Below are 22,910 nucleotides of genomic sequence, written 5' to 3'. Positions count from 1 at the left end.
GAAGGCCTAGTGCGCCTAAGCCATACCAAAGCGTGCTTTGAAATAGGCGTCAACGCGTTGATAGGCGGGTTCATGGAAATCCAGCGTCAGCAGCGAATGATCCTTGCCGGGATATTCGACGGTTTCCAGCAAATTGCCGAATGCCTGTTCAAGCGCCCGCATCAGTTTCTTTGGTGCAAGCTTGTCTTCGGAATACCGCATCGCCAGACCGGGGCCTTTCGCGGCCATACCCGCAGAGGCCGCGCCGATGTCTTCAGCGCTCATATGCAGATGGCGGCCCCCGAGGATCGGCAGCGCTGGTTGGCTGGCTACCCCGCCCAGAACGGCGTCTTCTGCCATGAGGGTAAGGGCGAAACTGCCGGTCAGGCACATGCCGATGACGCCCACACCGGCGCTGTTTTCGCGTTGCTTGATCTCACGGGTCAGGGCGCGCATCCATCCTGCAATGGGGCTCTGCCTGCCACGGGCGAAAATGTTGAACTCGCGCCGCACGCAGAACAACCGGGCCATGTTCTTGCCCATTTCAACCTTGCCATAGGTTCCAAACAAATGAGGCAGGTAGACGCGAAAGCCGGATGCGTTGAGCTTGGCGGACAACGCCAGCGTTTCGGGCCCGATCCCGGGCAGTTCCTGAAGGATCAGGATCGGTGGGCCTTCGCCTCCGACATAAACGTCATGTGTGCTCGACTGCCCGCTGGTCATCGGGGCAGAGAAGGGAAAAACGGTATCATGCGTCCAGCTCATGGCCAAAGGCTAGCCGAACATCCTTTGCGCGCAAACGAATTCCGGTGAACCCCGCTGGACATCGCCGGGTCGCGGGCTAGGCTCGCCCCTGATATCGCGCAGGAGGGCCACCCATGGAAAAGTTCGGCAGAAGCCAACCGGTGAAACGGACCGAGGATCAACGGTTCCTGACCGGGCAGGGGCGTTACATGGATGATGCGGTGCCCGGGAACGCTTTGTTTGCCGCATTCTTCCGCAGCCCGGTGGCGCATGGTGACATCACCTCTCTGGATGTCGAGGCCGCGCGGGCTGCCGACGGTGTTCGGCTGGTCATGACGCTGGACGATCTGGCCGCATCAGGCATCGACACGGTGCTGAATGCGGCGGTCTTGCAGAACCGGGATGGGTCCAGGGCCGCTGCGCCGGATCGGCACATGCTGGCCAAGGATCGCGTGCGTTTCGTGGGCGAGCCGGTGGCAGTTGTCATTGCGGATACCCTGACGCAGGCGCAGGACGCGGTTGAATTGATCTGGATGGATACGCAAGAGCACCCGGCCAAGTTGGACGTCGAGGCCGGGGGCGAGATTCTGCACGCGGAAGCGCCCGAGAACCGTGCGTTCGATTGGGGGCTGGGCGACGAAACCGCGACCCAAGCAGCCTTTCAGGCGGCCGCGCATACCGTGTCGCTGAACGTCGTCGACAACAGGGTCATCATCAGTTCGCTGGAGCCGCGCGGATGTCAGGCGAACTGGTCCGAGGGGCGCCTGCATTTCTCTTACGGAGGTCAGGGCGTATGGGCGATGAAGGCCCAACTGGCGCAAAAACTGAAACTGGATGCGGACGACATACGCGTCACGACCCCGGATGTGGGTGGTGGTTTCGGTATGAAAGTGATGCCATACCCTGAATATTTCTGCGTCTCCGTGGCGGCGATGAAGCTGGGTCAGCCGGTGCACTGGATGTCCGACCGATCCGAGGCGATGCTGTCTGATCATCATGGCCGCGATCTGACCTCGCTGGCCGAGCTGGCCTTTGACGCCGATCACAAGATCATTGCCTACCGCGTCCACAGCAAGGTGAACCTTGGCGCATACAACAGCCACTTCGGTCAGGCGATCCAGACCAGCCTGTTCAGCAAAGTGCTGATGGGTGTCTATGACGTCCAGACCACTTACTTGCGGGTTGAAGGCTTCTATACGAACACGACGCAGGTGGATGCGTATCGCGGTGCGGGCCGCCCCGAGGCGATTTACGTGCTTGAACGCGCGATGGACCGCGCCGCGCGCGAACTGGGCGTCGACCCGTGGGAACTGCGGCGCAGGAATTTCATCCGCCCCGGCGGTTTCCCCTACACCACGTCCACCGGCGAAACTTATGATGTCGGCGATTTCGACATGGTCCTCACCCGTGCGGCCGACCAGACCACCGGGTTCGAGGCCCGCAAAGCTGCGGATGCCGAACGCGGTCTGATCCGGGGGCAGGGTCTCTGTTACTATATCGAAAGCATTTTGGGGGACCCTTCCGAAAACGCGAAGGTCGCGTTTTGCGAGGATGGAACGGTGAATCTTTACGTCGGCACACAATCGAACGGGCAGGGGCATGAGACGGTCTACGCCCAGTTCCTGTCAGATCAGACGGGTATCCCCAAGGACAAGATCACCGTCATTCAGGGCGACACCGACCGGCTTGCCCATGGCGGCGGCACTGGCGGGTCCCGCTCGGTCACGGTGCAAAGCACGGCCACCCTGGCCACGATTGACAAGATGATCGCCGCATTCACGCCTTATCTTGCCGATAAGATGGGGGTCGAGGAAAATGATGTGAGTTTTGACCACGAGACATTCCGAGCGCCGGGCTCCAACCTGACGCCGACCCTGACCGAAGCTGCCGAAATGGCGCGTGCCGATGGTCGAACGGATCTGCTGCAACACGAGGCCCGCGCCAACCTGGATGCGCGCAGCTACCCGAACGGCGCGCATGTTGCCGAAGTCGTGATCGATTCTTGCACCGGCGAAACCTGGGTGGACCGCTACACGGTGGTTGACGATTTTGGCAATCTTATCAATCCGATGCTGGCCGAAGGGCAGGTGCATGGCGGGGTGGTGCAGGGTATCGGCCAGGCCCTGACCGAACATGTCGTGCACGATGCACATGGGCAACTGCTCACGGCTTCGTTTATGGATTACGCCTTGCCCCGTGCAACTGACATACCCATGATTAAGTTTACCTCGGCGCCGGTTCCGTCAACTTCAAACCCGATGGGGATGAAAGGGTGTGGCGAGGCTGGCACCGTGGGCGCGCTGGCCGCTGTGGCAAACGCGGTTCAGGATGCGCTCTGGGATCATGGGGTGCGGCAGGCGGACATGCCTTTCACACCTCACAAAGTATGGGAATTGCTGACGCATGAATCTGTCGCGGCTGAGTAGAAAGGTTCTGGGATGGCTCGGGCGTCCGTTGCGGTCCGAGCATTCCGCCGAGACGCGGCACCGCGAACCTATCAGCCATGTCATCATTCTTGATGGCACCATGTCCACTCTGGAACCGGGGTTTGAAACCCATGCCGGTCAGACATTTCGCCTGTGCTGCGAGATGGGCAGCAAGGTTTCGGTGTTCTACGAGGCAGGCGTGCAGTGGGAAAGCTGGAAGTCCTCGCTGGACGTGATGATGGGCCGGGGCATCAACCGCCAGATCCGTCGCGCCTATGGGTATTTGGCGTCCCGCTACAAGCCGGGCGACAAGATCTTTTTCATCGGTTATTCACGCGGTGCCTATGGCGTGCGCAGTTTGGCCGGCGTGATCGACATGATCGGCCTGCTCAAGGCGGAACACGCCACCGAGCGAAACATACTGCAAGCGTATCGCCACTATGAATGCAATCCGGACGGTATCGCCGCCAGCGAATTCCGCCGACGTTTCTGCCACGACGGGGTCGAGATCGAGATGATCGGCGTCTGGGATACGGTCAAGGCGCTGGGTTTGCGTCTGCCGCTGCTGTGGCGCTGGGCCGAAGAGAAGCACGCCTTTCACAACCATCAGCTGGGCCCGGCCACCCGTCACGGGTATCACGCCATGGCGCTGGATGAGACGCGCGAAGTGTTCGAACCAGTTCTGTGGACCTGCACGCCCGAGTTCAAGGGCCATGTGGAGCAGGTCTGGTTCCGCGGGACCCATGGCGACATAGGTGGCCAACTGAACGGCTACGAAGAGGCGCGGCCGCTGAGCAACATTTCCCTGATCTGGATGCTGGACAAGGCGGAATTGCACGGTCTGCCTTTGCCCGACGGCTGGCGCGATCGGTTTCCTATTGACCCCCACGCGCCGTCGGTTGGCACATGGCGCGGTTGGGGCAAGATTTTCCTGCTGCGAAAGCACCGCAAGGTCGGGCAGGACCCGTCAGAACGCCTGCATGTTTCAGTTTCGCCGGACGAACTGCCCGGATGGGTCGCGATGCCGAATTTACCATCACATCCGGCGCAGTAAGCGGCTACCATGTGCCAGTGACTCCAAGATCACCGGCACTTCAATGTCAGGTTCGAGCCCATGTGATCAGTACGGAGTGATCTACGAATGTCTGCTTTTGTGACGGGCGTGCGCCATTGTTTATCTAACTTGTCAAATCAATCCCGCACCCTAGCAGGTTGGGGTTATTCTCAAGGATGCCTGATGATGGCGAGTCAGCGTAGTCTTCAATACTTTGATCATTTGTGATGTCGATACAGATGATCACTTCTAGCATTCGCTTTGCAATCGCAGCAAACTTTGGGCCGTACTCCAACACGGTACCGGGGTGGTGTCGGCGGCCATTTAGAACTATGTTTGTTGCATAGGGGTAGACGACGATGACGCTACAGATATCCAACTGCCCGGCCTGAGAGTTCTCCCGCGCAAGAGAACATTTGAAACCGTGAGCGATCTCGCTATCCTTTGGGACAAAAATCAACGAGCGAAACCCGTTAGAGTAGGTGTCGTATCCTTCTACCTGCAAGATTGGGTCAAGAGTTGCATCGTAGAAGCAGGTTTTGCAGTCCAAGGTTGGATCAGGGGCCAACTCCATTTGAGATGCAAGATACCGAGCCCCGGTGAAACTCGAGTCTCGGGTACGTCGAAAAACGAAGTCTTGGTACTTCAACACTGGGTCGTTATCTAAAAATTCTCTTAGCCAAATCGATGAGCGGACCATAAACGAAACGCGGTAATCATGAGTCGCTTTCGGCCACTCGTGAAGATCACCCATCCAAAACATGCGCCTATTCACGTGCATCACACCGTCTTCGAACTTGTTTTCAAGAACTTGCTCTTCTTGCAAAAAGGCCGCGTACCCGGATTCATCCGCGCGCGCTGGTTCTGATGCGATTAGTGACATGACGAACAGGAAAAACCTCATGCTGCCTATTTCCGTAACCAATACAAAACTTTAATAGTAGCGAATGCAGCCAATTTTATGGCGACAAGTGTAACAAACAGGACATTGGAGCACATGCAACGAATGTCCGTAAAGTCCGCAAAGCTGACGCTCCGAACTAAAACACCCTCGCAGCATTCAGCGAGGGTGTTTTCTTTGTAAGAACCCGTTACGCCTTGCGTCGCTCTTGACTATGCAACGCCTCCGGTAAGAGGCGTGGCGAAATGCCTGCGCCCTTTTCACGTTCCATAGACATGATTTAGGTTCTTGTGTTCGCAATTACCGCCGACGATCCCTGCGCGAGCTCATCGGCTGGAAGGCCACGCCCACATGTGCCTCGCAATAGGGTTTGCCCGCCTCAACTGGAAGGCCGCAGAACCAGAAATCCTCGGTCGCGGGGTCGCCCACGGGCCACTTGCAGGTCTTCTCGGTCAATTCCATCAGAGTCAGCTTCTTGGCTTTCTTTTCAACTTCGTTGACCTTGGCCAGCGCCTCGGGGCTGATCTCGTTGGCCGATGGCTGCGGTGGCAGCGGCTGACCGGCGGGGATGATCTGACGGCGGGCCGGAACGACCGGTTTCGCCTCGGCGGTCGGGGCCGGGGCCGGACGCGCCGGTTCGGTCTTGGGTGCAGGTTTGGGCTTGGCCTCGGCCTTGGGGGCGGGCGCCGGTTTTTCTTTCGGTTCCGCCTTGGCCGGGGATGCGCCTGCCGTCCGGTTCGACAGGCCCAGGCGGTGCACCTTGCCGATCACCGCATTGCGGGTCACGCCGCCCAGTTCCTTGGCAATCTGGCTGGCCGACTGGCCTTCGCCCCACATCTTCTTCAGCAGTTCAACACGCTCGTCTGTCCAGGACATCGTTAGCCTTTCAAAAGCGGAAAGCGGCCCCGGATTCGGGCCGCCTTGGGAATTCGTCTCAGCCCCCTATTCTAAACACTGCTGCCCGAGTTACAAGCTGTCTTCGAATCAGGTTGAGGGCAAATCATGCAAAATCCCGCAGATCAGACCGCGCGTCGCTTCGGAGCAGTCAACTGGATGGGCCTGTACACGCTGGCGCAGCGCGAAACCCTGCGTTTTCTGGCCGTCTGGACGCAGACGGTTCTGGCACCTCTGGTTACGGCGGGGCTGTTCCTGTTGATCTTCACCATCGCCATCGGACCCAGCCGGCCCGATGTCATGGGTGTGCCGTTTGTGATGTTTCTGGCGCCGGGGATCATGATGATGACGGTGATCCAGAATGCCTTTGCCAATACCTCGTCCTCGATGGTGATCGCCAAGGTGCAGGGCAATATCGTCGATACATTGATGCCACCGCTGTCCCCGCTCGAGATTCTGCTGGGTTACCTCGCGGGTGGCATTACCCGAGGCGTGATGATCGCACTGGTGATCTCGATTGCGTTTCTGGTCTTGCTCTCCATTGCGCCCCAGCACCCCCTGATCGCGCTGACCTTTGTTGTTCTGGGTGGGGCATTCATGGGCGCATTGGGCCTGTTTGCCGGTATCTTCGCCAACAAGTTCGACCAGATGGCAGCAATCACCAACTTTATCGTCACGCCGCTGGCCTTCCTGTCGGGTACGTTCTACTCGGTCGAGGCGCTGCCGCCCGTGCTGAACCGCCTGACCCACCTGAACCCAGTGTTCTATCTGATCGATGGTTTGCGCTATGGAATGATCGGAGTGTCCGACAGCTCTCCGTGGCTGGGGATGGCGGTATGTACGTTTGCGACTTTCGTGATCGGAGCCATCACCTGGCTGATGCTGCGCACCGGATATCGCCTCAAGGCTTAGGGCAGCCCGGCCATCGCGGTCGGTTGCAAGGGCCGGGATGCAGACGCACCCGTTCCCGCCGTGCGGGGCAGGCTCTCAGGCGCGGCGCCGCACCGCTTCTCGCCAGACCAGGATCAGCCCGCCGGCCAGGATGGTCGCAGACCCGACCAGACTGATCCAGTCGGGGATCACATCAAAGACCGCAAAGTCGTAAAGGGCGGCAAAGATCAGCGTGGCATAGCTGATAGGGGCCACAAAGGATGCATCCGCCCGCGCCATGCCGTTGACGAAACAGGCCTGGGCGCAGGCCATCAGAACGCCGATCCCCACCAATGCCGCCCACTGCTGCGGGGTTGGCATCTGAAAGACGAAGCTGACAGCTAAAGTGGCGATCAGCAAACCCATCGCGTTATTGATCAGCAGGATCTGCATCGGTGGCTCGCGCCCGGACAGCTTTTTGATGAAAATCAGTTCCATCCCGATCAGCGCAGCCGCCGCCAGCGCCAGAAGCGCGGCGGGCTGAAAGCTGGCGGGGGTCGGGCGCAGCAGGATCAACGCGCCCGTCAAAGCGACGGCCGCCGCCAGCCAGCGCCAAGGACCAACCCGCTCTTGCAGCAGCGGAATGGCCAGCACCATACCAAAGACAGGGTTCAGAAAGGATATGGCCGTCGCATCCGCCATCGGAATGAAGGCAACCGATGCGAACATCAATGTCACCCCCGCCCAGCCAAAACTGGTCCGCCCGACGTGAAGCCCCCAATGGGGCCGCACCAACCGGGGCCGCAGAGTTGCAACCGCCAGCACAATCGCCAGCAGGGCAAACAGAAACCTCCCGTGACTGATCTGCATGGCATGCAAGGGCGGCCCCAACGCATCCGTCCCCAGCGCCTTGGCCAGCAGCGTCGTCGCGGCGATAAAGGCGGTGGCGACAAAAATCAGCGCAGCGGCAAGCGGAGGATTGTGGTGCTTGGGTTCGAACATGGCCAAGCGGTGCGCGGTTGCACAGGCTTTGGCAAGGGCAAAATTCGATCCCTGCAAAATACCGGCTTCCCAACCTGCGCAAGCATCGCTATACGGTCGGCCATGATCAAACATGTGCATATCCAACTGCTCCGACGCCGACGCATCTTTGCGTAACCGGCCTGTTTGATCTCATGTGCCCGGCAAATCGGCACAGACCTCACCAAAATTGTTGACGAACAGGGCCTTCGTGTATCACTCACGAGGCTCATACTACCTGAAAAGGATGATCCCATGATCCCGTCCGTTCTGCCGACCTATAACCGTGCGCCCCTGACATTCGTGAAGGGCGAAGGCGCCTGGCTGACCGAGGCGGATGGCCGACGTTTCTTGGACCTCGGCGCAGGGATCGCCGTGAACGCGCTGGGCCATGCCCATCCGGCATTGGTGGCCGCGCTGACGGACCAGGCCCATGCGCTGTGGCATGTCTCGAACCTGTACAACATCCCTCAGCAACAGGCCTTGGCTGACAAGCTGGTGGAACACAGTTTTGCCGATACGGTTTTCTTCACGAACTCCGGCACGGAATCCTGCGAACTGGCCGTGAAAATGGCCCGCAAGTATTTCCATGACAAAGATCAGCCCGAGCGGGTCGAGATCATCACTTTCGACGGTTCCTTCCACGGCCGGTCGTCAGCCGGCATCGCTGCTGCCGGGGCCGAGAAAATGACCAAGGGCTTCGGCCCTCTGCTGCCGGGTTTCGTGCATGTGGCATTCGGAGACCTCGACGGCGTGACCGACGCCATCACCGACAAGACCGCCGCGATCCTGATCGAGCCCATCCAAGGCGAGGGCGGTATTCGCCCCGTCCCCGACGCCGAACTCAAGGCGCTGCGTCAGATCTGCGACGACAACGGGCTGCTGCTGATCCTTGATGAAGTCCAGTGCGGCGTCGGCCGGACAGGCAAGCTCTTTGCCCATGAATGGGCTGGGATCACCCCTGATATCATGATGGTCGCCAAGGGCATCGGCGGGGGTTTCCCGCTGGGGGCCGTGCTGGCGACCGAGGACGCGGCATCCGGCATGACCGCAGGCACCCACGGTTCGACCTATGGCGGCAACCCGCTGGGCTGCGCGGTGGGCTGCGCGGTGATCGATCATGTGGCAACACCCGCCTTTTTGGAAAGCGTCAACCGCAAGGCGGGCCTGCTGCGCCAAAAGCTCGAAGCCCTGATCGCAGATCACCCTGAGGTGTTCGAAGAGGTGCGCGGATCGGGCCTGATGCTCGGCCTCAAGTGCAAGCCTGCCAATATCGACGTGGTCAATGCGGGTTATGACAACCTCGTCATCACCGTTCCCGCCGCCGACAACGTGATCCGCCTGCTGCCGCCTCTCACCCTGACCGAGGACGATATCGCTCAGGCCATGATCCGCCTCGACAAGGCCGCCCGGCAGATCGAGACCCAGCTCCAAACCGCCTGATTTTCATCTTTTCTCAAATACTCCGGGGGTCCGGGGGCAGCGCCCCCGGCGACCGACAGCCAGGAAACGAACCGACATGAACCATTTTCTTGATATCCACAAAACCGATTCCACCGATCTGCGGGCCATGATCGATCAGGCGGGCGTGATGAAACAGGCGCGTTTGGGCCGCCCCAAGGCCGCCCCTGACGACGAACAGCCGCTGAAAGATCGCATGGTGGCGCTGATCTTCGAAAAACCTTCGACGCGGACGCGCGTGTCTTTCGATGTAGGCGTGCGCCAGATGGGCGGGCAGACCATGGTGCTGTCCGGCAAGGACATGCAGCTGGGTCACGGCGAAACCATCGCCGACACCGCCCGCGTGCTGTCGCGCTATGTCGACATGATCATGATCCGCACCTTTGATGAAACCATCCTGACCGAAATGGCTGAATACTCGGACGTGCCGGTGATCAACGGCCTGACCGACCGCACCCATCCCTGCCAGATCATGGCCGACGTTCTGACATTCGAAGAACATCGCGGCCCCATCGCTGGCAAAAAGGTGGTCTGGACCGGTGATGGCAACAATGTCTGCGCTTCCTTCCTGCACGCCGCCGGTCAATTCGGATTCGATCTAACCTTCACCGGACCGGCTCAGCTTGACCCGGAAGAGGAGTTCATGGGGTTTGCCCGTCAAAAAGGTTCGAAAATCGTGATCGAAAGGGATCCGCACAAAGCGGTGGAAGGCGCGGACCTCGTCGTCGCGGATACCTGGGTTTCGATGCATGATTCCCAGTCGGCCAAAGAGCGCCGCCACAACATGCTGCGCCCATATCAGGTCAATGCTGAACTCATGTCGCATGCCAAACCGGATGCGCTGTTCATGCATTGCCTGCCGGCCCACCGCGAGGAAGAAGCGACCTCCGAGGTCATGGATGGACCGAACTCGGTCATTTTTGATGAAGCCGAAAACCGTCTGCATGCACAAAAGGCGGTGATGCGCTGGTGCCTAGGCGTCTAAGGGCGTCGACGGATATCCCAAACTTTCAATTTGGCGAGCGTACTTGCGCTCGCCAAGAGGACCAGCGCGCAAAGCGCTGTTTTGGTCACGATCTCCATCGTGCCTTCGATCAGCATGGCGTGAACAAGGCTGCCGACAATCGTCACCCCGGCCAGTGCGGTGTGGCTCAGCCGCCAAAGACGAAAGCGCTGGCGCAGACGTTTGCGGAAGACCCCTAACAGGGCCGCCCCGAAAGCGGCCCACATGGCAATGACACCCCAGGCCGAGAACGGCGTTGGCGATACGAACAACAACGCATCCACCACATCCGGCGGGCTGGTAAGCCACAACCCCGCGACATGGACCACAATCGCCAGCACCAGGGTCAGACCGATCCAGCGGTGAATGTGGCGGCTTATCACTGCGGACAAGCCCGGAAGGTATCTTCCGGCCAGAAGCGGCTGCAGCAACAGCAGGCCCAAGCTCAGAATTCCGGCAAACCCGGCGAGGATATACGTTGGATCGCGCCACGCAAGATACGGGCTGCCTGCCGCAGCGATTAAAGGAACGGCAAGGGCGGCGATCAGGGTCGCCCAAATGACACCGGTTCGGATCACCGGGATCAGAGCGGTTGCAACACGAAATGCGCAGCCAGTGTCTTGTCTTTGGAACTGGACATCACAGGCCGCAGGAACACGGTTTCGAACGCGCCGCTGTCATAGGCCAGATGCCCGTGCGGTTGACCGAATGCAGGAACGATCTGCGGCATTTCCAGGCGGAATTCACCCTTTTCATCCGTCAAGGTCGCCCCATGGCTTTGCGGGTCACGCTCGTGCCCTTCTGTGGTATGGGCCCAGATCTGAATGCGCTGGCCGGGCAGGGGAGCGCCATCGCCCGCCCGTCGTACGGTGCCGGTCATCCAGAACCCGCCGCCACCGATCCGGTCCACGATTGGCGCACCGGGGCGATAGTTGTTCGATCCGCCCCGCATCGAAGGCGTCGGCGCAATCCCGGCTGCGCGGGCAGGCACCAAAAGCCCTGTGGCGCCGGTCGCCAAAACGGCAACACCTTGGGTGATCAGGGAACGACGGGACAGCAACGCATCTGTCATCGAGAAACCTCCAATACGCGATCCAATCTTGTCAGTCTGCGGCTTCCATCTGAAACATAGCATGTTTCTTTCAAAATCCGAGGCCGTGCGCGGTTGGATCCCCGCGCCCTCACGGTTCTGTGAGTGAATCCGGATCGTCGAAACGAATCTCTTTGACCTCTGGCGGTGCGTGGTGCGATGCTCGGGGCCACCGAACCACATCGGGATGATCCTTCCATGACGACAGCAGATCTGGTTACACAGGAAGACATTGCCGCCTTCCAACGCGATGGCGCTATTGTTCTGCGGTCGAAATTCTCATCCGACTGGTTGTCATTGCTGCGTGCAGGTATCGACGCCGATCTTGACAATCCGACCGATAATTTCACCCGTCATACCAAGGATCCGAACGCCCCGGGCTATTACGAAGACTACTGGGCCTGGAACAAAATCTCGCAATTCAACGAATTCGTTCATAAGTCCCCCTGCGCACCGCTTGCCGCCGGGTTGCTGGGGGCGCCATCCATCAACCTTGTCATGGACAACTGGTTCCTGCGCGAGGCCGGCTCGACCTCGCGCCCGCCCTTCCATCAGGACCTGTCTTACTTCGACTTCGAAGGCACGATGTGTGTCCTTTGGCTGCCGCTGGAACCCGTGACCAAGGAAAACGGCATCGCATTCGTGAAGGGCTCACACCTATGGGACAAGCTGTTCATGCGGGTGCGGTTTGCCGATGGACATCCCAGCTATGAGCCCACCGAAGTCGCCGGGCTGACCTATCACCCGCCACCCGATGTCAATGACGACCCCGGCGCGTATGAGTTGCTGCAATGGGATCTGGAGCTTGGGGATTGTATCTTTTTCGACATGCGAACGCTGCATGGCGGGCTGTCCTCGACCACGCCGTCGGAAACGGTGCGGCGCTTCACCCTTCGCATGACGGCACCTGATGGTGTCATCCGGTATCGCGGCGACTGGGCCAAGGACGAGCGCGCACAGTTCGAGGCGGCAGGCTATGGCGAGGGGGATCGGATTGACGGGCCGTTTTTCCCGCAACTTTGGCCGCGTTGATTGGAACGGCGCCGCACTCAATCTGTGCGATTGTGCACTTTATGGGCTGCTTTGCGTGGCTATTTCTTACCTGAGTGAACGCGGGTGGCCTGACCATCTGCAACGAAGGGAGAGCTGAAATGAGTTGGAACCCGACACACAATCCGGACTGCATCTCGGAGAATCCGGCGCTGGACACATTAATCATCCCGCGTGCCCGTGACCTGGGTGGGTTCGAAGTGCGCCGCGCGTTGCCTTCGGTAAAACGACAGTTGGTGGGCCCTTTCATATTTTTCGATCAAATGGGGCCCGCTGAATTCATCACCGAAGGCGGCATCGACGTGCGGCCCCACCCCCATATCGGACTGGGCACGGTTACTTATCTGTACCAGGGCGAATTCGAGCACCGTGACAGCCTTGGCACACATCAGATGATCTATCCCGGCGAGGTCAACTGGATGGTTGCAGGGCGTGGTGTCACCCATTCCGAGCGCACCAGTGACGAAACACGCGGCAGGAAACACAGCCTGTTCGGCATTCAGACCTGGATCGCCTTGCCCGAAGCGCATGAGGATATAGCCCCGGATTTCGAACATCACAAACAGGCCGCGCTGCCGCATATTCAGGATGCAGGCGTCAGTGCCCGGTTGATCCTGGGTTCGGCTTATGGTGAGACCAGCCCGGTCACGATGCTGTCCGAAACCTTCTATCTCGACGTGCAATTGGAACCCGGCGCGTCTTTCCCTCTGCCTGACGACCACGAAGATCGCGGTGTCTATGTTACGCAAGGTTCGGTCGAAATCGCGGGCGACAGGTTTGACGAGGGCCGCATGATGGTGTTCCGGCCCGGGGACAAGCTGTCTGTCAAAGCCGGTGCGCTGGGCGCGCGGCTGATGCTGCTGGGCGGAGCGACCCTGAATGAAGACCGCTACATCTGGTGGAATTTCGTTTCGTCTTCGAAGGAAAAGATCGAAACCGCAACCCGTGAGTGGAAAAGCGCCGATTGGGCCAATGGTGCATTTCAACTGCCTCCGGGTGACGATCAGGAATTTATCCCTATTTCCAAAGAGCTTGAGCGCACCAAACCCCGGCTGGCCCGCTAGCGCGCGACGTCGGGGGCAAGCGGGCTTGTGTCACGGGACGTTTGCGGTGATCCTTTTCGGGTGTACCGGAGGGGGTATCATGAAACTTGTCCTTGCAGGCGCGGGCAGCATTGGCTGTTACTGTGGTGCTTTGCTGGCCCGTGCGGGCCACGCTGTAACCCTGCTGGGCCGCGCCCGTGTGCTGGACCCGATCCGAGAGCACGGGCTGAAGGTTACTGACTTTGACGGCCTTGATTACACGGTCCCGCCGGAATCTCTGGTGCTCAGCGAAGATCCGGCCTGCCTGCGCCGGGCCGAACTTGTCATTGTAACGGTCAAATCGGGCGCAACATCGGATATGGCCGAGCAGATAGGCGCCTTTGCGCCCCGGGATGCGCCTGTCCTGTCCTGGCAGAACGGGATCGAGGCCGCCGAGACGTTGCGCAATACCCTTCCCGGGCGCGACATACGCGCCGGAATGGTTCCGTTCAACGTGGTGCCGACTGCCCCCGCCACCTATCATCGGGCCACGTCCGGAGAGATCGTCATCCAAAGCGGCGCTGGTGATCTGGCCGCGCAGCTGAGCAGCGCGGACCTTCCCGTCACGTCCAGCGACCAGATCGAAGCCGTGCAATGGGGCAAGCTGGTGATCAACCTGAACAATGCGCTCAATGCCTTGTCGGGCCTCACGCTGGTGGATCAGCTGATGAACCGCGACTGGCGCAATCTCATGGCGGATCAGATGTCCGAGGCGCTGACCGTCCTCAAGGCGGCGGGTCATCCCGTGGCCTCGACCACACCGCTTCCGGCATGGATGACCCCGCATATTCTGCGGCTGCCGACACCGCTGTTCACCAGGATCGCGGCCCGGATGCTGACAATCGACCCGAGCGCGCGAACGTCCATGGCCTATGACCTCATGGCCGAGCGGCAAACGGAAATTGACAGTCTGCAAGGGCATATCATCCGGATGGGTCACGAAACCGGAGTGCCAACACCCATCTGCACGCAGGTGTCTGACCTGATCAAACATGCACCCGATCACCCGTTGTCGCCGGAACAGATCCGGCTCTGACGTCATCCCTCAGGCGAACGCGGTCAGCACCCAGTAAATGACGGCCGACATGGTTGCGGCGGCGGGCACGGTGACTACCCACGCGGCCACGATGGTCATGAAATGCGACCGCCGTACCAGCTTGCGACGGCGGTATTCTTCTGGGGCAAGGTGTTGTGCTGTGCGTTGAAGCTTTCCCTGTTTGCGCCGGCGCTCGGAATCCCACTCGCGGTAGAAGCCGACGCCAAAAACTGCTCCAACGGCGATATGGGTCGAACTGACCGGCAGGCCAAGCCAGCTGGCCAGAATCACGGTGATCGCCGCCGACAGGGCGACGCAAAAGGCGCGTATCGGGTTCAGCTTGGTGATCTGGCGGCCCACCATCCGGATCAGCCTGGGGCCGAACAGGAACAGACCGAAGGAAATCCCGAAGGCTCCGATGATCATCACCCAAAGCGGTATTGGAACTTTCGCGGCGAACTCTCCGAACTCGACCGCGTGGACAATCGCGGCCAGCGGGCCGACCGCATTGGCCACGTCATTTGCGCCGTGGGCAAAGCTCAGGAACGTGGCCGAGATCACAAGCGGCAGGCCAAACAGCGTTTTCAGCGACCGGGTCCGGTTCTCCATCCCTTCGGATCTGCGCTTGACCCACGGGACGGTCACGGACCAGGTCAGCAGCCCCACGCCCAACCCGATCAACAGGGCCATCTTGGGGTCGATATGCACGATCCGTTGCAGGCCTTTGACGGACAGATAGGTGGCAAAGGCCCCCGCCATCACCGCCAAAAGGACAGGTACCCATTTGCGCGCGGCGGCGATCTTGTCGTCCTGATTCTGGATTTTCGACTTGATCAGCGCCAGAAAAGCCGCAGCAACCGCCCCCCCGAGTATCGGCGAAATCACCCAGCTGGCTGCAATTGCACTCATCGTGCCCCAGCTCACCGCGCTCAGGCCCGCTGCTGCAATGCCTGCACCCATCACCCCGCCCACGACTGAGTGCGTTGTGGACACAGGGGCGCCGATCCAGGTCGCCAGGTTGACCCACATGGCCGAAGATATCAGCGCTGCCATCATGGCCCAGATGAACACCTCGCTGTTTTGCACCGAGGCGGGGTCGACAATCCCCTTGGAGATGGTCGAGACCACGTCACCCCCCGCAAGCAACGCACCAGCGCTTTCGGCAATGGCGGCAATCACGATAGCGCCGCCCATGGTCAGCACATTCGCGCCGACCGCTGGGCCCATGTTGTTGGCCACGTCATTGGCACCGACATTGATCGCCATATAGGCCCCGAACGCGGCCGCCGCGACCACGACATGGCTGCCATCCGCCCGACCGAACAAGACCGCCGCCGTCAGCCCGGCAAGCGCCATGAAGGCCAGCGCGACCCCCGGTGCCAGCAGGTGGCGCGCGACATGGATGTTGGCGGTTTCGACCCGCGAAATTCGGTGCAGGTCGCTGTCCAACGTTTGCCAGCGTGGTTTCGGATTCGTGTCAGACATGAACTTGGTCAGATATTGAAGGATCGTGCGCCACTAACGGTATCGGGCTGCTCAGGCAAGCTGGGTGCCATCGAAATGTTGCGAATTCCTTACAGTTTGCGCAACAAGTCCTGAAGCTCGGGCTCTTGCACCAGGGTGGCCGCTTCAGCCGGCGAAAACCAGCTGCGCTCGCGCTGGTCGGCCTCGGGAAAGTCATCGGCCAGCGCGCGCACCGAAATCCTGTAGACATTGGTCAATACCGGTTGCGCCGATCCGTCTTTGAGGATCTTGTCGTAGGTGAATTGGCCGATGGGTTCATCGTGAACTGCATCCGCGCGCACCCCGGCTTCTTCCCAGGCCTCCTGAAGGGCTGTTTCCGCGCCACTCAAACCATCGATGGGCCAGCCTTTCGGGATGATCCAGCGTTTGGTGTCACGGCTGGTGATCAGCAAGACCTGGTCCTGCCCATCCTGAACGCGGGTGCACAACGCCGCAAACTGCACCCGTCGGGGGCGCAGGAACAGCGGACGTCCTACCTCTTCCCAGATATTTTGCAGCCATGCATTCATCAGTTATTTTGTCAGTCTACTCTATGCCTTCAAAGTTGATACGACTTAACAACGGAAATGGTGAGTTTCAATTAAACCTTCCAGTTTGGCCGGGTTTGGCCGATTTTTGAGGGTTTTCTGGGTTGTTTTGTGGATTATGGGCAAGGCTCGGGCTTTGCTGACGGCTCTAGTCACGTCTGCGTTTTGCCCTCAGCGTGGGATCAGCCTGGGTCGGGTCTTCGGGCCAGGGGTGTTTGGGGTATTGCGCCCTCATGTCTTTGCGTACATCCGCGTAAGAGCCCGCCCAGAAACCGGGCAGGTCACGCGTTATTTGGATCGGGCGCTGCGCCGGTGACAGCAGAGTGATCTTCAAAGGCTGGCCGCCGATCGCCGGGTGTCGGGTCACGCCAAACACTTCCTGCAAACGGACCGAGATTTCCGGCACGGCCGCGCTGTAATCAATTGGCACCTTGCGCCCCAGCGGCGTTTCAAATGACCCCGGAGCGCGCCGGTCCAGTTCCTGCGTCTGCGCCCAGTCCAGCCGCGCGCGCAGGGCGGGCAAAAGGTCGAATTTCTTCCAGTCTTCAGCGCTTTTGACCCCTGACAGCATGGGCAGCAACCAGTCCTCCATGTCGGCCATCAGGCCTGCGACCGAAAAATCGGGCAGATCGACGCCATCGGCGCGCACCAGTTCGACACGGGCGGCCAAGCGCGCGGCGGCACCCTCCAGCCGCAGGCCAAGATCGCGTATCCCATCCAGCATCGCGCGGGCCACGGCGTCGTCCGGGACGTCCTTCCATATGCGGTCGTCTAATGTGATCGCGCCGAACCGCTCTTGCCGCCGCGACACGACCCGCCGCTCGCGTTTGGACCAGGCGCAGGTCTCGACCCAGCGGATCTGATCCGCGAACAGATCGCGGATGTCGCGTTCCGAAATCTGGGTGGCCATCCGGACCTTCGCCTCGCGCGGGTTGCCATCCGTGTCGATGGCGACCAGAAACGGCGCGTTGGCCAGTGAATCCGCACTGTCCAGAACAACGCCTTTCCCCCCTGACAGCACATAGCGCGGCGCGTCACCCTTGCGCCGCTGCCCGATGCGGTCAGGATAGGCCAGCGCAGCCATGGCGGCGGAGCTCAGATCGGCCGAGTCGCCCTTGAGCTGTTTCCGCAGCCGTCTGGTCTCGGCATTGATCCGATCCACTGCGCCCATGTTGACCTGCCAGATCCTGTTGCGCTGAAAGGCCCGGGGGTCGCGCAGCGCCTCTTGCCGCAGGGTGATATCCACCGGCGCACCGCGAAGGGGGTCACGCTCGGCCATCAACGCCGCCAACGGGGCGGCGTTCGGACCGGCCCGCACAAGCATGTGCCCCAACCGGGGATGCAAGGGCAGTGCTGCCAGGGCGCGCCCATGATCGGTGATCCGTCCATTGGTATCGAGTGCGCCCAGCATTGTCAGCAAAGCCCGCGCCTCGGCCATCGTCCCCTCGGGAGGTGGTGTCAGAAAGGCAAGATCGGCCGCGTCAGCGCCCCACAGGGACAGCTCCAACGCCAGCCCGGTCAGGTCCGCCGCTTCGATCTCGGCAGGCGGGTAGGCGGCCAAGGCACCGTCTTCCCCCTTCGACCAGAGCCGGTAACACACCCCTTCGGCCACCCGTCCGGCCCGGCCCGCGCGCTGTGTGGCCTCGGCCCGGGTCACCCGTTCGGTCACCAGCCGGGACATGCCCGATCCCGGATCGAACCGAGCCCGCCGGGCCTGTCCCATATCCACCACGACCTTGATGTCGGGGATCGTCAGCGAGGTTTCGGCAATCGACGTCGCCAGCACGACTTTGCGCCCATGTTCCACCGGGGCAATCGCCGCACGCTGGGCCGCAAAGGGCATGGCTCCGAATAACGGGCGCACCACGCAACTGTCGGGCAACCGTCCGTTCAAAAGGCTTTCGGCGCGTCGGATTTCGCCCTCTCCCGGCAGGAAAACCAGAATTCCGCCGCCGGATTTTCGCGTCTCACGCTCGGCTTGCACCACCAGATCGATCAACGCATCCAGCCGTCGCGCTTGCGGCCCCATTGGCCGATCCAGCCAGCGCGTCTCAACCGGAAAGCTGCGCCCGTCCGATGTGACCAGAGGGGCCGCCATCAACGCGCCGATGGGATCCGCATCCAGCGTGGCTGACATGGCCAGCAGGATCAGATCGTCCCGCAATGCGTCGGTCACTTCGAGGCACAAGGCCAGCCCCAGATCGGCGTTCAGAGATCGTTCGTGGAATTCATCGAAAATCACCGCGCCAATTCCCGGCAGATCCGGGTTGGATTGCAGCATCCGGGTCAAGATGCCTTCGGTCACCACCTCGATCCGGGTGTCTTTCGACACTTTCGCCTCGCCACGTACACGATAGCCCACGGTCTGTCCCGCGCGCTCTCCCAACGTCTCGGCCATCCGCTCGGCCGCGGCCCGGGCCGCCAGCCGCCGGGGTTCCAGCATCACGATCCTGCCATCGCACAAACCCGCCTCGAGCATTGCCAGGGGAACCCGCGTGGTCTTGCCCGCCCCCGGTGGGGCCTGCAATACCGCGCGGCCCTGCGCGCGCAATCTGTCCAGCAGTTCGGGAATGGCGTCGTCGATGGGCAGGCGTATCGTCATCCGGCTCTTATCCGCGATCATGCAGGTGTCGTCCAGTTCTCGCGCCGCGCGCGTTCTGGTGACACTGTGGCGGCAGGCCCAACCCTGAATGGCCAAGCAACGCACGAATTGACGCAGCTTTCGCTTTGATCGCATTTCCGGCGACCTGCGGTCTGGACAAACGCCCCCCGAGCGCGGCAACTATTCCTGCCTCTAGGATCGGGACAAGAATGCAGACAGACAGCCTCAGCGACAGGATTTTGAAGGGCGAGCGCCGGGCGCTGGCCCGCGCGATCACTCTGGTGGAAAGCAATCGCGCCGATCATCGCGCACAGGCCAGCGAGCTGTTGGCCCAGCTCGCAGGATCGGGGCGTCAGGCGCTCCGGATCGGTTTGTCGGGTACGCCCGGGGTGGGCAAGTCCACCTTCATCGAAAGCTTTGGCATGATGCTGACAGGGCAGGGGCTGCGTGTCGCGGTTCTGGCAGTCGATCCCAGCTCTGCCCGTTCGGGGGGCTCGATTCTGGGGGACAAAACCCGGATGGAACGCCTGAGCCGCGAGAAGAACGCCTTTATCCGCCCCTCCCCCAGCCAGAGCCATCTCGGCGGCGTTGCCCGACGGACCCGCGAGGCCATCGCCCTGTGCGAGGCCGCAGGCTATGACGTGGTGCTGATTGAAACCGTGGGCGTCGGGCAGTCCGAAACGGTGGTGTCCGAATTGTCGGACCTGTTCCTGTTGCTGTTGGCCCCGGCGGGTGGGGACGAATTGCAGGGTGTCAAACGTGGCATCATGGAGATGGCCGATATCATCCTGATCAACAAGGCGGATGGCGACCTGAAGGCCACGGCGACCCGGACATGCGCAGACTATGCCGGTGCGTTGCGATTGCTGCGCAAGCGCCCGCAGGATCCCGAAGGTTTCCCCAAGGCAATGACCGTCTCAGCGGTCGAAGAACAAGGGCTGGAGCAAGCCTGGGACGAGATGCAATCCCTGACCCGGTGGCGCCGCGACAACGGTATCTGGGAAGCCAACCGGGCCGCCCAGGCGCGATACTGGTTCGATCAGGAAGTCCGCCATGCCCTTCTGGCCCGGCTCGACACGCCGCAGGCCAAGGCCGAGATGGAACGCCTGAACGCCGAAGTCTCGGCCGGGCGTCTGAACCCGGCCAGCGCGGCCGAAGAACTGCTTGGCACGCTGAGCTGACAGGGTGAAAGGGGGCAAGGTTTCAAAGGCGGGCGCAAAATGAAAGAATTCGTTCGGTCCGTCTTGACCCTTCCTGCGATTCCCACTACACGCATCCAACCAGTTTTCGGGCGCGACTTCGGGTTGTGCCCCTTGTGATTTGGCCGAGGGCTTTGTGCCCGGCCTCCAGAAACAAAGGAAGAAACCATGTCGCGCCGTTGCGAACTGACCGGAAAAGGCCCGATGACTGGCAACAATGTCAGCCATGCCAAAAACAGAACTCGTCGTCGTTTCCTGCCGAACCTGAATGACGTTACCTTGCAGTCCGAGACCCTGGGCCGCGGCGTGAAGCTGCGCATCTCGGCAGCCGCCCTGCGTTCGGTTGACCACCGCGGTGGTCTGGACGCATTCTTGGCCAAAGCCAAGGATGAAGAACTGTCGGCGAACGCACTGAAAGTGAAGAAGGAAATCGCCAAGGCGCAAGCCACGGCCTAAGCCTTTTCGCTTATTGATTTTCAGGCCCTGCACCTCTGAGGAGCAGGGCTTTTTCGTTTTGAGCCGCCCGCTGCAGCCCGACACTGTTTTCAATTTCGAAATTATTTTTCGCCATTGGTGAATTGCTTCACATACGGAATGCCGAATCTGACCTATCGTCACTGTCATTCATCAGGCGGGGGCCTCACTATGACGTTAAAAAGTTTCTACCTTTTCCTGTTTCTGGCCGCGGTTTTTCGCAAAGCAATTTCGGCTTGTACGCGGATGCAGCGCAGGGTGAATCGTTCCCACACCAGCTTCAATACAAGCAAGGTGAAACGACCGGGAATTGATTACTGAAACCAGCTTCAAGCGCGACCCTTTGGCGCTTGAAGCTACTCTGCCGACTGACCTATACCCGGGTCAGGATGAGACCAGCCATATCACGATTCCTGCCTTATGTTTTGTCCCTGCTTCTGGTTCTGACCGGGCAGGGCCTTGCCGTGTCCCGCGGCATGGACAGGGCCGTGGGTCAGATGGTGTTGTGCACAGGCACCGGTCCGGTCGTTGTCTATATGGACGAAGACGGACAGCCCACCGCGCCACCGCATTACTGCCCGGATTACGCATTGTCCCTGATGGGCGCGGTCGCCGTTGCACAGCCGCTCATGCCTATGGCGCCAGAGCGGGCGCAGATAGCGGCGCTGCGACATCTGGTCAATCAAATCGCCTTGCCGGTCCCAGGCACCCCGGCGCGCGCGCCGCCTGTACGTGTTTGAAGACACTACTTTTTCAAACCTACAATACAGGAGAGGCACGATGTCCCTCAAAACTACTCTGTTTGCAACCCTGGCCGCCGTGACCCTGGCCATGCCCGCTTTTGCTGAAGGCACTATCAAAGTTGATGACGCCTATGCCCGGTCGTCGGGAAAGACCGCCAAGGCAGGCGCCGCGTTCATGATGATCCAGAATCTGGGCGATGCGGACGACCGTCTGGTCGGCGTGACGTCGGATGCCGCTGCCCGGGTTGAACTGCACACGCACAAAGTCGACGAAAATGGCGTGGCCAAGATGGTGCATGTCGAGGAAGGCTTTGCCATTCCGGCAGGCGAAACCCACATGCTGAAACGCGGCGGCGACCACGTGATGTTCATGGGGCTGACCGAACCTTTCGAGCAGGACGCCATGGTTCCGGTGACGCTGATCTTTGAAAAGGCTGGCGAGGTTGAGATCGAAATCCCGGTCGATCTGGAGCGTCAGGACATGGGCGGACACGGATCTCATTCGAACTAGGGCAACGCCTGTCTTCGGGCCGCGCTGCGGCCGTCATCCATGCGTCAGGCCGGGCATTGCCCGGCCTGTTGTTTCTGCGGCCGCCACTGGTGCTATTTGTTGATGGTTTTCATACCAACACGGTCACCGGCCTGGCGGAATCGGGATGCCAGCCAGAACATGACCGCGGCAATGGCCAGCGCCGAAAAGGCGATGCCCCATCCCAGCGCAACAAGCGCGACCGCTGGCCAGATCATCAAAACTAGCCCGACCACAAGCGCGACAAAACCCGAAACGCGCATGGAGCCGCGTTGAGGGTCTCTCTCGTGCATTTGCCCAGATGCCGCCAGCGAGCCGATCCCGATGATCAGCGCCCATGCGCCCATCAGAAAAAAGGCCAGTTTGACCGTCCCTTCCGGCCAGATCAGCAGGACAAGCCCGATCAGAAGCGCACCGATTGCAGCGCCGCCCATTACCCCGCGACGCCCAACGCCCAAAAGCGTCAGGCCACCATCGAGGATCAGCAGCACACCAACCAACCGCAGCAGCAACGCGATGCTGCCAGACGGCCAGAACAGTGCTGCAATACCGACAAGCCCGGCCAATATTCCGCGCAGCAGAAAGGTCCACCACAGGCTGGAAAGCTGCTCTCCCAGCATGTCGCGCCCGGTCATGCTGCCTTCATCCAGGATTTCACCAGTCCGGGGGTCCTGATCCGTCATGTCTTGTCCTCCAGTCGTT

At 60.7% G+C, this 22,910-nt stretch carries 22 protein-coding genes; 12 read left to right on the top strand and 10 right to left on the bottom strand.

What is annotated here, in order from left to right; genetic code table 11:
- Nucleotides 1-15: 15 nt before the first annotated feature.
- Nucleotides 16-744, bottom strand: coding sequence for a dienelactone hydrolase family protein (locus GS612_RS14080; RefSeq protein WP_171641170.1), 729 nt, complete (start codon nt 742-744; stop codon nt 16-18).
- A gap of 113 nt (nt 745-857) precedes the next feature.
- Between GS612_RS14080 and GS612_RS14075 the strand changes: the two genes are divergently transcribed.
- Together GS612_RS14075 and GS612_RS14070 are read left to right on the top strand one after the other, a co-directional pair.
- The gene (locus tag GS612_RS14075; protein WP_171641168.1) at nt 858-3,149 is read left to right on the top strand and encodes a xanthine dehydrogenase family protein molybdopterin-binding subunit; all 2,292 of its coding nucleotides are present in this window, start codon (nt 858-860) and stop codon (nt 3,147-3,149) included.
- Entirely contained in the window at nt 3,127-4,203 is a 1,077-nt protein-coding gene (locus GS612_RS14070; RefSeq protein ID WP_171641166.1) for a DUF2235 domain-containing protein, read from the top strand. The genes GS612_RS14075 and GS612_RS14070 overlap by 23 nt, the downstream gene beginning before the upstream one ends.
- Nucleotides 4,204-4,327: 124 nt before the next feature.
- On the opposite strand, the gene GS612_RS14065 is transcribed toward GS612_RS14070, so the two are convergent.
- Entirely contained in the window at nt 4,328-5,107 is a 780-nt protein-coding gene (locus GS612_RS14065; protein ID WP_171641164.1) for a hypothetical protein, read from the bottom strand.
- 297 nt (nt 5,108-5,404) lie between these two features.
- Complete coding sequence (locus tag GS612_RS14060) at nt 5,405-5,980, bottom strand: GcrA family cell cycle regulator (RefSeq protein ID WP_152457300.1); 576 nt, start codon at nt 5,978-5,980, stop codon at nt 5,405-5,407.
- A gap of 126 nt (nt 5,981-6,106) precedes the next feature.
- On the opposite strand from GS612_RS14060, the gene GS612_RS14055 reads away from it, so the two are divergent.
- A complete protein-coding gene (locus GS612_RS14055) occupies nt 6,107-6,910 on the top strand; it encodes an ABC transporter permease (RefSeq protein ID WP_171641162.1) in 804 nt (267 codons plus the stop codon).
- A 75-nt stretch (nt 6,911-6,985) separates the two neighbouring features.
- Here GS612_RS14055 and GS612_RS14050 read toward each other — a convergent pair whose 3' ends face one another.
- The gene (locus GS612_RS14050; protein WP_171641160.1) at nt 6,986-7,870 is read right to left on the bottom strand and encodes a DMT family transporter; all 885 of its coding nucleotides are present in this window, start codon (nt 7,868-7,870) and stop codon (nt 6,986-6,988) included.
- A 273-nt stretch (nt 7,871-8,143) separates the two neighbouring features.
- On the opposite strand from GS612_RS14050, the gene GS612_RS14045 reads away from it, so the two are divergent.
- Together GS612_RS14045 and argF are read left to right on the top strand one after the other, a co-directional pair.
- The gene (locus GS612_RS14045) at nt 8,144-9,331 is read left to right on the top strand and encodes an aspartate aminotransferase family protein (RefSeq protein WP_171641158.1); all 1,188 of its coding nucleotides are present in this window, start codon (nt 8,144-8,146) and stop codon (nt 9,329-9,331) included.
- A 76-nt stretch (nt 9,332-9,407) separates the two neighbouring features.
- On the top strand, nt 9,408-10,334 hold the full coding sequence (gene argF, locus GS612_RS14040; RefSeq protein WP_152457303.1) for an ornithine carbamoyltransferase: 927 nt from the start codon (nt 9,408-9,410) through the stop codon (nt 10,332-10,334).
- Here argF and GS612_RS14035 read toward each other — a convergent pair.
- A complete protein-coding gene (locus GS612_RS14035; RefSeq protein ID WP_371419741.1) occupies nt 10,331-10,927 on the bottom strand; it encodes a ferric reductase-like transmembrane domain-containing protein in 597 nt (198 codons plus the stop codon). The two genes, argF and GS612_RS14035, sit on opposite strands and share 4 nt — an antisense overlap.
- 8 nt (nt 10,928-10,935) lie before the next feature.
- On the bottom strand, nt 10,936-11,424 hold the full coding sequence (locus GS612_RS14030) for a twin-arginine translocation pathway signal (protein ID WP_171117607.1): 489 nt from the start codon (nt 11,422-11,424) through the stop codon (nt 10,936-10,938).
- Between the two features lie 216 nt (nt 11,425-11,640).
- Between GS612_RS14030 and GS612_RS14025 the strand changes: the two genes are divergently transcribed.
- The 3 genes from GS612_RS14025 to GS612_RS14015 all read left to right on the top strand — a co-directional run bounded on the left by GS612_RS14025 (nt 11,641) and on the right by GS612_RS14015 (nt 14,610).
- A complete protein-coding gene (locus GS612_RS14025; protein ID WP_171641156.1) occupies nt 11,641-12,474 on the top strand; it encodes a phytanoyl-CoA dioxygenase family protein in 834 nt (277 codons plus the stop codon).
- A gap of 119 nt (nt 12,475-12,593) precedes the next feature.
- A complete protein-coding gene (locus GS612_RS14020; protein ID WP_171641154.1) occupies nt 12,594-13,556 on the top strand; it encodes a pirin family protein in 963 nt (320 codons plus the stop codon).
- Between the two features lie 79 nt (nt 13,557-13,635).
- Nucleotides 13,636-14,610, top strand: a complete 975-nt coding sequence (locus GS612_RS14015; protein WP_171641152.1) for a 2-dehydropantoate 2-reductase — start codon at nt 13,636-13,638, stop codon at nt 14,608-14,610.
- 9 nt (nt 14,611-14,619) lie between these two features.
- Here the strand turns inward: GS612_RS14015 and GS612_RS14010 are convergent, their stop codons facing one another.
- From GS612_RS14010 to hrpB, 3 genes are all read right to left on the bottom strand, one after another.
- Nucleotides 14,620-16,095 (bottom strand): inorganic phosphate transporter, encoded by a 1,476-nt coding sequence (locus GS612_RS14010; RefSeq protein WP_171641150.1) that lies wholly within the window; start codon nt 16,093-16,095, stop codon nt 14,620-14,622.
- A gap of 89 nt (nt 16,096-16,184) precedes the next feature.
- Nucleotides 16,185-16,643, bottom strand: coding sequence for an NUDIX hydrolase (locus tag GS612_RS14005; RefSeq protein WP_171641148.1), 459 nt, complete (start codon nt 16,641-16,643; stop codon nt 16,185-16,187).
- 166 nt (nt 16,644-16,809) lie between these two features.
- The gene (gene hrpB / locus GS612_RS14000; RefSeq protein ID WP_171641146.1) at nt 16,810-19,263 is read right to left on the bottom strand and encodes an ATP-dependent helicase HrpB; all 2,454 of its coding nucleotides are present in this window, start codon (nt 19,261-19,263) and stop codon (nt 16,810-16,812) included.
- Between the two features lie 209 nt (nt 19,264-19,472).
- Here hrpB and meaB point away from each other — a divergent pair, with 209 nt between their 5' ends.
- The 4 genes from meaB (at nt 19,473) to GS612_RS13980 (ending at nt 22,190) form a co-directional block, all read left to right on the top strand.
- Entirely contained in the window at nt 19,473-20,444 is a 972-nt protein-coding gene (gene meaB / locus GS612_RS13995) for a methylmalonyl Co-A mutase-associated GTPase MeaB (RefSeq protein WP_171641144.1), read from the top strand.
- A gap of 186 nt (nt 20,445-20,630) precedes the next feature.
- Nucleotides 20,631-20,918 carry a 50S ribosomal protein L28 gene (gene rpmB, locus GS612_RS13990; RefSeq protein WP_050603240.1) on the top strand — a complete coding sequence of 96 codons (288 nt, stop codon included), beginning with the start codon at nt 20,631-20,633 and terminating at the stop codon, nt 20,916-20,918.
- A 407-nt stretch (nt 20,919-21,325) separates the two neighbouring features.
- Nucleotides 21,326-21,676 carry a hypothetical protein gene (locus tag GS612_RS13985; protein ID WP_171641142.1) on the top strand — a complete coding sequence of 117 codons (351 nt, stop codon included), beginning with the start codon at nt 21,326-21,328 and terminating at the stop codon, nt 21,674-21,676.
- A gap of 40 nt (nt 21,677-21,716) precedes the next feature.
- On the top strand, nt 21,717-22,190 hold the full coding sequence (locus GS612_RS13980) for a copper chaperone PCu(A)C (protein WP_171641140.1): 474 nt from the start codon (nt 21,717-21,719) through the stop codon (nt 22,188-22,190).
- Nucleotides 22,191-22,282: 92 nt separating this feature from the next.
- Here the strand turns inward: GS612_RS13980 and GS612_RS13975 are convergent, their stop codons facing one another.
- Nucleotides 22,283-22,891, bottom strand: a complete 609-nt coding sequence (locus GS612_RS13975; RefSeq protein ID WP_171641138.1) for an HdeD family acid-resistance protein — start codon at nt 22,889-22,891, stop codon at nt 22,283-22,285.
- Nucleotides 22,892-22,910: the final 19 nt, after the last annotated feature.

The sequence above is a fragment of the Ruegeria sp. HKCCD6157 genome (genome assembly GCF_013110685.1).
Taxonomy (GTDB): Bacteria; Pseudomonadota; Alphaproteobacteria; order Rhodobacterales; family Rhodobacteraceae; genus Ruegeria.
The sequence above is the reverse complement of the archived record's forward strand: the minus strand, read 5'-3'. Positions and strand labels throughout refer to the sequence as shown.